10 protein-coding genes and 2 pseudogenes are annotated in these 10,182 nt (G+C 28.1%); 7 read left to right on the top strand and 5 right to left on the bottom strand.

Features of this window, described 5'->3' with window-relative positions; all coding sequences use genetic code 11:
* Window positions 1–96: 96 nt before the first annotated feature.
* The gene (locus KM800_RS14445) at window positions 97–984 is read left to right on the top strand and encodes a YncE family protein (protein WP_217813714.1); all 888 of its coding nucleotides are present in this window, start codon (window positions 97–99) and stop codon (window positions 982–984) included.
* A gap of 3 nt (window positions 985–987) precedes the next feature.
* Here KM800_RS14445 and KM800_RS14450 read toward each other — a convergent pair whose 3' ends face one another.
* On the bottom strand, window positions 988–1,515 hold the full coding sequence (locus KM800_RS14450) for a DUF4364 family protein (protein ID WP_217813715.1): 528 nt from the start codon (window positions 1,513–1,515) through the stop codon (window positions 988–990).
* A gap of 151 nt (window positions 1,516–1,666) precedes the next feature.
* Between KM800_RS14450 and pdaB the strand changes: the two genes are divergently transcribed.
* Window positions 1,667–2,422 (top strand): polysaccharide deacetylase family sporulation protein PdaB, encoded by a 756-nt coding sequence (pdaB, locus tag KM800_RS14455; RefSeq protein ID WP_217813716.1) that lies wholly within the window; start codon window positions 1,667–1,669, stop codon window positions 2,420–2,422.
* Between the two features lie 85 nt (window positions 2,423–2,507).
* Entirely contained in the window at window positions 2,508–3,245 is a 738-nt protein-coding gene (locus tag KM800_RS14460) for a single-stranded DNA-binding protein (protein WP_217813717.1), read from the top strand.
* 52 nt (window positions 3,246–3,297) lie between these two features.
* Here KM800_RS14460 and dapD read toward each other — a convergent pair whose 3' ends face one another.
* On the bottom strand, window positions 3,298–4,014 hold the full coding sequence (gene dapD, locus KM800_RS14465; protein WP_217813725.1) for a 2,3,4,5-tetrahydropyridine-2,6-dicarboxylate N-acetyltransferase: 717 nt from the start codon (window positions 4,012–4,014) through the stop codon (window positions 3,298–3,300).
* Between the two features lie 258 nt (window positions 4,015–4,272).
* Between dapD and KM800_RS14470 the strand changes: the two genes are divergently transcribed.
* Window positions 4,273–5,238 carry a sulfide/dihydroorotate dehydrogenase-like FAD/NAD-binding protein gene (locus KM800_RS14470; protein WP_217813718.1) on the top strand — a complete coding sequence of 322 codons (966 nt, stop codon included), beginning with the start codon at window positions 4,273–4,275 and terminating at the stop codon, window positions 5,236–5,238.
* Between the two features lie 11 nt (window positions 5,239–5,249).
* Window positions 5,250–6,035, top strand: a pseudogene (locus KM800_RS14475) (FAD-dependent oxidoreductase); the annotation flags it as partial.
* A gap of 74 nt (window positions 6,036–6,109) precedes the next feature.
* Here the strand turns inward: KM800_RS14475 and KM800_RS14480 are convergent.
* The 3 genes from KM800_RS14480 to KM800_RS14490 form a co-directional block, all read right to left on the bottom strand.
* The gene (locus KM800_RS14480) at window positions 6,110–7,039 is read right to left on the bottom strand and encodes a hypothetical protein (protein ID WP_217813720.1); all 930 of its coding nucleotides are present in this window, start codon (window positions 7,037–7,039) and stop codon (window positions 6,110–6,112) included.
* Window positions 7,040–7,140: 101 nt separating this feature from the next.
* Complete coding sequence (locus KM800_RS14485) at window positions 7,141–7,302, bottom strand: hypothetical protein (protein WP_217813721.1); 162 nt, start codon at window positions 7,300–7,302, stop codon at window positions 7,141–7,143.
* A gap of 198 nt (window positions 7,303–7,500) precedes the next feature.
* Window positions 7,501–7,644 carry a hypothetical protein gene (locus KM800_RS14490; RefSeq protein ID WP_217813722.1) on the bottom strand — a complete coding sequence of 48 codons (144 nt, stop codon included), beginning with the start codon at window positions 7,642–7,644 and terminating at the stop codon, window positions 7,501–7,503.
* Between the two features lie 153 nt (window positions 7,645–7,797).
* Between KM800_RS14490 and KM800_RS14495 the strand changes: the two genes are divergently transcribed.
* Both KM800_RS14495 and KM800_RS14500 read left to right on the top strand, forming a co-directional pair.
* A complete protein-coding gene (locus KM800_RS14495) occupies window positions 7,798–9,441 on the top strand; it encodes a recombinase family protein (protein ID WP_217813723.1) in 1,644 nt (547 codons plus the stop codon).
* Window positions 9,434–9,940 (top strand): annotated as a pseudogene (locus KM800_RS14500) (FAD-dependent oxidoreductase); the annotation flags it as partial. The gene KM800_RS14495 and the pseudogene KM800_RS14500, both read left to right, overlap by 8 nt.
* Between the last annotated feature and the right edge of the window lie 242 nt (window positions 9,941–10,182).

Here is a 10,182-nt window from a genome sequence, read left to right on the forward strand (position 1 = left end):
TATATTCAAATTACGAATTGAAGATAAAAAATAATTTAGTTTTACTATTACACATTTTAATACATGTACATATTATATTTGTAGGGGGTGATGGAGTTGAACTATCTTTATATATGCAGTAATTGTTCCGACTTTATATCCAAGGTTAATTTAGATGACTTCTGTGTGATTAAAAAAATTCACCTGAAATCTGAAAATCTAAATCATAAGATAGGTCCTCATGGAATATGTACAAGAAACAATAAATTAATAACAGCTAATAATTACAGCAACAGCATTTCTATAATAGATTTAAAAACTGACATAAATCAAGATAACTACTATATAGGCTCCAATTGTAACGATATTGTTACATTAGATAATAAAGCCTATATAATATGCGGTGATTCAAATAGTTTGATAGTATTTGATTTCAATCTTAAAAGAATAGTTGAACAAATCCCCTGTGGAAATCTTCCTCACAGCATATACTTAAATGCCAGAAAAAAAATTCTTCTGGTATCCAATATGGAAAGTGACAGTATAACATTAATAGATTGCACAAATACAAAACATATAAAAAATATAAGAGTAGGAGCTTATCCTACAAAAGCTATTTTTACTATAGACGGTCAGCATATACTGATTTGTGAAAGTAATTTGGGATCTGAATTCAAAGGAAATATATCTATATTGTCCCTTAAAAATCATACTGTACTAAATAGAATAACTGTAGGAAATTCCCCTATGGATATATATTGTACAAATAATTATTGTTATATATCAAACTTTGGAGATGGTACCATAAGTATGATAAATATAAATAATTATAGAGAAATGAAAAAAATAATTGTAGGTGGTATGCCGTCCAGAATACTAAAATATCGCAATGAACTCTATATAGGAGACAGCTACAACAATATCTTAATAAAATTAAATGTGGAGAGTGGATCAAAAAAATTTATACCTATAGGGGCTGAACCTACAGGTATGATAATAAATTGATTTTTAACTTTCTAAAAGAGTTTGGATAATCTTATAGTATATGTTGTCAGTATTACTTTTCCATTTATTACACAACTCATGTGCCTCTTTATCCGACTTTACACTTAATTTTATATTCATTAATGTAATTTCGTTTTTTGTTACTTTTAAATCAACTATATAATTATCTTCATCTTTTGAAATGTATTCAGAACTTATAAGTACATCTTTTTCTGTGTTATTTACATGTTTTTTAAAATAAACATCTACTATTTTTATTTTTTCTTTGGATATCATATTTTCAAATAGATTCAATACTTTTATACCTTTTTTGGTAATAAGTAATTTATGATCTTTTTCTGCATCAACATACTGAATAAATTTAGAAACCAGTAATTCATCTAAATACTGCTGAAGTATAAAATAATTTATAAAATTATTTTCAAGTACAATCTCTGTAATCTTATTATTAGAAATAGGGATTTTTATTTTTTTAAATATATAAAGTAAAAGAAGTTTATTCTCCGCTAATTCTAGAGTATTTTCAGACATTTAAATCCACCTCATTGAATTAAAAATATTAAAATATCTTTATTAATAATTATAACATAAAATATCTTAAAATAAATTTATCTATTTATGTAATATTTATGTGTTAAAAATACTATATAAAACTATGGGAAAAAATTTAGGAGGTAAATTTTTGAGAATAAGAGCACAGAAAAAATTGTTTATGGTATGTATTCTTGTAATTATAGGTTCAGTATTCTCTTTATTAATAAATTACAAAAATACAGGGGTATTCATGGGCATAAATAAAAAATTACCCATTTACTGTGTAGATACAAAGGATAAAAAAATAGCCATAAGCTTTGATGTAAGTCTTGGGAACACTGAGCATACTAAAGATATACTTGATATACTTGATAAATATAAAATAAAAGCTACTTTTTTTGTAGTTGGTGATTGGGTAAACAAATATCCGGACATTCTAAAACAAATTTCTGAAAGAGGAAATGAACTTGGAAATCATTCCAATAGACATCCAGACATGACACAACTCTCAAAAGACAAAATTTTAGAAGATATAAATGTAAATGAAGCAAAGATAAGGAACATAACAGGTACAGGTACAAAACTATTTAGATTCCCAGCAGGATCCTATAATGATGAAGCTGTAAGCGCAGTAGAATCTTCAGGATATAAATGCATTCAATGGAATGTAGATAGTGTGGACTGGATGGAAAAAGGTTCTGATATTGAATATAAAAAAGTAGTTGAAAACACTGAGCCAGGTTCAATACTTTTATTCCATAGTAGTGCTAAATATACTCCGGAAAATTTACCAAAAATAATAGAAACGCTTAAAAATAAAGGATATAACTTTGTTACTGTTGGAAATTTGATATATAAAAACAATTATAAAATAAATCCAAATGGTAAACAAATAAAAGATTAAATTATGATTTTTAGTATATTTTAAACTTTTTATGAATATTTATATGTAGATAAATAATTTAAAACTAATGGAAAGAGGGGTTTACATGGAGAATCTTATGTTAAACAACAAGATTTATCTAGAGGGGGAAGTGATTTCAGAGCTTAATTTCAGCCATGAAATGTATAGTGAAGGTTTTTATACTTTTAATATTAAAGTACCAAGATTAAGTGAAACTAACGATATACTCTTTATAACAATTTCAGAAAGATTAATAAGTGATATAGATATCAAATTAGGAGCTCAAGTAATAGTAGAGGGGCAATTAAGATCCTATAATAAATTTGTAGATGGAGCAAACAGACTTATATTAACTGTATTTGCAAGAAATATAAGTGTTTGCACTGAAAGAAGTAAAAATCCAAACCAAATATTTCTTGATGGATTTATATGCAAAGAACCCGTTTATAGAACAACACCTTTTGGTAGAGAGATTTCTGACATGCTTTTAGCAGTAAATAGAGCCTATAATAAATCCGACTACATACCAACTATAGCTTGGGGAAGGAACTCAAGATTTTGCAAATCCTTAAAAGTTGGTGACAATATAAGAGTATGGGGAAGATTGCAAAGTAGAGAATACCAGAAAAAAATCTCTGAATCCGAAACAATAAAAAAAGTTGCTTACGAAGTTTCCATATCCAAAATGGAAAAGATAGATAAAACTTCTGATGAGGAAGATACGTTTAATGAGGCCTCTTCAGATGACACCAATGATACAAGTATAAAACAAACTGAAATAGATAAAACTAATAATAATGTAAAGGACAAAAGAATCTCCTAAATAATTTAATATAGGTATACACGTAATCGTGTATACCTATTCTTATTACATATTATTTTCTTAAATCTGCAACAAGCTTTGTCTTGTTTTTTGTCTTGTCATCTACAGACTTTATTACCTTTGCAGGTGAACCTGCAACAACTACATTTTCAGGGACATCCTCTACTACTACAGATCCTGCAGCAACTACAGATCCTTTTCCTATTTTAACGCCTTCTAAAATAACTGAATTGGCACCAATTAGAACATTGTCTTCTATTATACATGGTGACTTACTTGGTGGTTCCAAAACTCCAGCTACAACGGATCCTGCACCAAGATGTACATTCTTTCCAAGCTTACCTCTTGCACCTACAACTGAATTCATATCTACCATGGTGCCCTCTCCTATTTCAGCACCTATGTTTACTACTGCACCCATCATTATTACTGCACCTTTGTCTATTTTAACCTTGTCTCTTATTATAGCACCAGGCTCTATTCTCGCATCTATATTTCTTAAATCTATTAATGGAATTGCTGAATTACGTCTGTCATATTCTAACCTGAATTTATTTATCTTATTCTTGTTCTTTTCTAAGAAATCTGCTATCTCATCACTTTCACCAAAAATCACATGAAAATCACATGAACCATAATCTTCTATATTTCCGAAGTCACAATCTGATATGTCTCCTTTGATATATACTTTAACTGGTGTAGCTTTTTTAGCCTCTTTTATGTATCTTGCAATTTCGTATGGATTTGTTAAATCATAATTTTCTTCCATATTTTCTTCCATTAAAAACATCCTTTCTTAAACTAATTCCTTTATCCTATTATATATAATAACACATTAAATGTTCATAGATTATATAAAATTTGATATATTTCTTATTGAAACAAATTATATCATAAATTTTTAACATAATTCAAGTAACAAAAAACAGCCTAAAAAATAATCTGATAATGTACACAGCTTTATTTATCTCAATATTAATTAATGAAACTTAAATATTTATAGGAATTATGGACGGAGGTTATTTACATGTATTGTATCGATGCTGGTAGTATTTATTGTCCATGTCATCTTGCAGAGACTCATGACTGCATACTCTGCTCTCAGCTTTCTGGCGAAGAATTCTGTCAGTGCAAAGATTGGTGTGGTGTTTGCATATATGAAAAATATATATCCAATGGAAGGAAACCCACAAAATTGAGAAAAACCTATATGGCAACAGTGTTAAAAAAAGAAAGGACTGAAGATTCGCTTTATGTATTAACTCTAAAGGCACCTGAAGACCTAGTAAAAGAACTGGTGTATCCTGGAAGTTTTGTGTTTTTAAAAAACATAAATCTTCCAACCTACTATAATGTTCCAATATCAATAATGGAATCAGACATATATAAAAGTACTATAAAAGTAGCCATAAAAGAAAATGGAATAAAGACAAAAAATATATTAAAACTAAATACCAGTGAAAAAATATCAACAAGAGGTCCTTTCTACAATGGAATAATGGGACTTTCAAACATCAAAAAAGCTAAAAATGGAACATCTTTAATCATAGCTAGAGGTATAGGAATTGCACCTTCTATTAATGTTATAAAAAAATTAAGTTTAAATAACAATAAAATCATATCAATTTTAGATACAGAATTTAAAGATAATTTTGGAAAACAATATTTTGATCAATGCAATTCTGAAATAATAAATTCCTCTATGTTAGATAATGGAGATCTTAATGAAAATTTTAAATCTACATTAAGTAAAATTATAAGTGAAAATAATATAAATGTACTTTACTGTGGTGGACCTGACATACTTATTTATAAAATCCTCAAATTTATAGATAAGTCTATAAACTTTTCCTGCTGCAATAATTCCAAAATGAACTGCGGTGAAGGAATATGTGCAAGCTGCACCAAACACTATAAAAACGATGTAGTTAAAAGATTATGCAAGGTTCAAATGGACCCTAGAGATTTGTTTAAAGATAGAAGATTCATATAGGAGGCATTTTTATGAAAGTCATAGTAATTGGCTCAGGTTGGTCCGGATGTGCCGCTGCTCTTACAGCAAAAAAAGCTGGTGCAGAGGTAGTTATACATGAAAAGACAGATATGGTACTGGGACTTGGAAATGTAGGTGGAATAATGCGAAACAATGGAAGATATACAGCTGCAGAAGAAATTATAGCACTTGGAGCAGGAGATCTCATAAATATTACAGATAGACTTACAAGACATAAAAATATGGATTTTCCAGGTCACAAACATGCATGGTTGTATGATGTAAATAAAATAGAACCAGTTGTTAGAAATTATTTATTGGATAACGGAATAAAATTAAAATTAATTTCAAGAGTTTCAGATGTAAAAATGGATGGGAATAAAATAGATGGAATATATACTGCAAATGGCGATTATGAAGAAGCAGATGTATTTATAGAAACTACTGGTTCTACAGGTCCCATGGGTAATTGTATAAGATATGGAAATGGCTGTTCCATGTGTATATTAAGATGTCCATCCTTTGGGCCTAGAATAAGTATAAGCAAATGTGCTGGAGTAGAAGATTTGCATGGAGAAAGAGCCGATGGAAATTATGGAGCATTCAGCGGTTCCTGTAAACTTGCAAAAGATACTATGAGTAAAGAATTAGTAAGTGAACTGGAAAACAAGGGTGTAGTAGTGCTCAAAGTTCCAAAAGAAGATGTAAATTTGGATAAATTAAAGGCAAAAGTATGCCAGCAATATGCTTTAAAAGAATTTGCAGAAAACATTGTACTTTTGGATACTGGTCATGCAATGTAAACCAAACTGCAACATATTTCTCCAATAAACATATTGCCGTTGCATCTTAATATATTAAAAACAACTAATTATAATTGAGTTTTATTTAATTTTTGTGTAACTTCATCTAAATGTTGTTTATATTCTCTTTCTCTTAACTCCATATTATGTTTTTCATAAATTTGCTGAATTATTAACAATATGCAATCTTTCATTAAAGCAAACATATGTTTACAAGTTTCCTCATCGAGTTCACATATATTTTGATTTAAAATTTCATATATTAAATTTTTATCTGAATTAACAATTAAAGATGGCAAGTAATTTTTTAATAATTTTATTTTATTTTCAATACTTCCTTTTTTATATCTTTCTTCATCCCATATGGATTTAAGATCCACCATGGCAATCTTATGCTTTTGTTCAATTAAATTCTCAAATATACGTCTAAGATAAATAAATGAACCTATGCCACATCCATTTGAAAATATATTTAATGCCTTTTTGTATTCTATCAAGTCAGTTTCAGATAGGATTTTTTTATATCTATCTATTTCCATTATATTTAACTCTTCAGTGGAAGGTGTTTGTCCAACTTTTTGTATAGTATTATTTTCCAATAGGAAATAATATATCAATTCTTGTCCATCCATACTACAATTGAGTTCTAAAGAAAAATTTTTATATTCCTGCTTAATTCTATCTAACTTCTCCCTCTTTAACCTCATATGTTTAATTTGCTCTTTTATTAATTTTAGCTGATCTCCATTACTTTCAGTACTTGTTTCAATAAATTTATCTAATGGATTTTTTAAATAATTTTTTTTATTATTAGTGTTACTTTTCTTAAAAACACTTACTTGTCCGCATTTTGGACAATATACTCTAATAGCAAAATTATTATCTGGATGAATTAGTTGTTCCAGCACTTCTATATAATCAGTAGAAATATTAAATTTTTCATATAAACTTCCTTTTAGTAGAAAATCATTAATATCTGTCAATTGTCTACCTTCCATATACTAAATTCCTCCTTTGATGTAATAAATTCATCTACCTTCAATAATCTACTATTTATATCATACAACCTAATTTATCTTTTTCAAAGAAAAATTTTATCTTATATATAATTGCCACTTTTAATTTTTTTAATTCTTCTTTCAATCTCAACTCTTTCATCTTTTAATTCAGTTAATTTTTTGTAATCCTTTTCTTTATCAGCAATTTGAATTTTATTATCTATTTTTATTAGTTTCTGTTTATAGAATTCGATCATTATCATAACTATGCCTCCTATTTTTCAATTTATATTTTTTCATAATACTATTATATATATTTTATATTTTGATTTTTATTCTCTTTTTTCCTGCTTTTTGTAACAAAATTTCAAAAAATTTTATTATCTGGTTTATATATTAAACTATGTATCCCACGTTTACTTCCTATGCAATATTATTTTAATTTATTTTTCTTCTTCAGGTTATATATGTTTTTCAAGTTCTAGAATTAAGTGTCCAAGTTGTTCATAAGTTATAAGAGATGCTGTAATATTCGCAAGCACTTCCGCATATTTGTCTTCAATAATTTCTCTATTTTCAGGCAATAACACTTCAACTTTATACATAGTAATAACCTCCATGGATTTGATTCATATTATTAAAATATGAATTTTAACATATTTGTGTTACTTATTATTTGAAATTTTATGTCTACATTTTTATATCGAAAACATAATATTATAAGTAGAAGCAATTTTATAAACAAGGTGGTAAAATATATGAATATAGCTATATATTCTAGAAAATCCAAATTTACAGGAAAAGGTGATTCTATAGAGAACCAAATAGAAATGTGCAAACAGTATATAAAGAATCACATCAAAGGAAAATTTGAATTCTTAATATATGAAGATGAAGGTTTTAGTGGGAGCACCATAAACAGACCTGAATTTCAAAAATTGACAAATGACATAAAACTTCATAAAATAGATATTCTAGTATGTTATAGACTGGATCGTATTAGCAGAAATGTAGCTGACTTTTCTTCAACTCTTGAAATACTTCAGAATAATAGTGTTGACTTCATAAGCATACGCGAACAGTTTGATACCTCAAATCCAATGGGAAGAGCTATGATATATATAGCTTCTGTATTCGCACAGCTCGAACGTGAAACCATAGCCGAGCGTGTAAAGGACAATATGCTTGAACTTGCCAAAAGTGGTAGATGGACCGGTGGTAAAATTCCTCTGGGTTTGGTTTCAAAAAAGAAAAAATATATTGACAAATCAGGACTTGAACGTCAAATATCCTATTTAGACATAAATACCAGGGAAATGAATACTATTAAATTCCTTTATAATAAATATATTGAACTTGGCAGTCTTCATAAACTTGAAGTATATGCAGCAGAAAATGAAATAAAATCTAAAAAAGGTATAACATTTGAAAAATCCACACTAAAAATTATATTGCAGAATCCTATTTACGTAAAATCAAATAATGCTGTAATTGACAACCTAAAATCAAATGGATGGAAAGTTTATGGTAAAGCCGACAACTTACATTCCCTTCTAACATATAACAAAACCAAGCAGAGTATAAAAAATGGCAAACATATAAAATCCATTAAAGCGCCAGGTGAAAAATTTGCAGCAGTCAGTAATATACCAGGTGCTATTGAACCAGAGCTGTGGTTGAATGTGCAAAAACAATTCAGTCAAAATAAGAATACTTTTCCAAGACTTGGGAAAACAAATAATGCCATATTGACCGGAAAATTAAAATGTGGATACTGCAAAAAATATATGCTTATTCAGCATGGAAGAGTTTCCAAAGTAACAGGTGAAAAATTATTTTATTATGTGTGCTCATCAAAAAGAAAATCCCATGGAAGTCTCTGTCATAATCATAATGCTAAAGCCGCAGAAATTGAAGATGCTGTACTAACAATTCTTAAAAATCTTCCAAAATCAAAGATAAAATTTATTGAAAAATTAAAAATAATTTATAATGCTAGGCCAAGTAACAATACAGAATGTGAAAAAACTTTTATTATTAAATCCATATCTCAAAAGAAAAATCAGATCGATAATTTAGTTAACATTCTTTCAAAAAACCAATATATAGAAAACATTATAATTGATAAAATTAAATCTCTAAAGTATGACTATCTTGAATTAGAGAAAAAATTGACTGCTATTGATAACTCTCAAAAAAAGCACAAACTGGATTCTTATAATTTGAATTTAATAGATGATCTTATAAATGGGCATGATATAATAGATAAACTTTCACGTAAAAATCAAAAACAAATTATTGATAATTTAATAAGTGAACTACTCTGGTTTGGTAGTAAAAAAAAGTCCGGCAAAATAGTTATAAAATTTGTAGGATATTCCCCTATGTTGCAGTTTAGTTAATATAGCACATGCAAAACTGATGACATCTTATTACCCTCTTGATAAATTGAGAAAAATACCAGGATTAAAAAATGTAAAATTTATAGATCCTTACTCTGGTGGCAAGGGAAATTCTATAAGATATCTTTCTGTAGCCCCTGTTTCTAATGATCTACATGTACGAGGAGTAGATAACCTATTCTGTGGTGGAGAAAAAAGCGGTTTATTCGTAGGTCATACAGAAGCCATATGTACAGGTTCTCTTGCAGGGCATAATGCAGTAAGATATGCTCTCGGCAGACCTGAGCTGGTACTTCCAACTGAAACTGCCATTGGAGATATAATAAGCTATGCCAATTACAAAATTAAAACTGCAGAGGGTAGGAAAAATAGATATACTTTTGCAGGTGCAGAGTATTTTAACAGAATGAAAGAAAAGGGGCTATATACTACAGATAAAAATGAGATAAAAAAGAAAATAGAAAAATTGGGTTTAACAGATATTTTAACAAAGGCTTGATATCAAATTAAAAATTGGTATAGATTTATTCAATATAATTCTATACCAATTTATTTATAATAATTGTCTCTTTAATTAAAATGTTTGATTTTAATATTTTCAAAAATTTTAAGGTCCAACAGTTAATATATGGGCAAGTATAGAGCTTCTATGGGATTTAAATACATATCATGTTAAGGTTCAACTTTTATCTTTTTGGTGTCCCTTAAACTTTTTATCCAATTTAAATACATCTCATGTTA

The organism is Clostridium tyrobutyricum (genome assembly GCF_019144085.1).
GTDB lineage: Bacteria > Bacillota > Clostridia > Clostridiales > Clostridiaceae > Clostridium_B > Clostridium_B tyrobutyricum_A.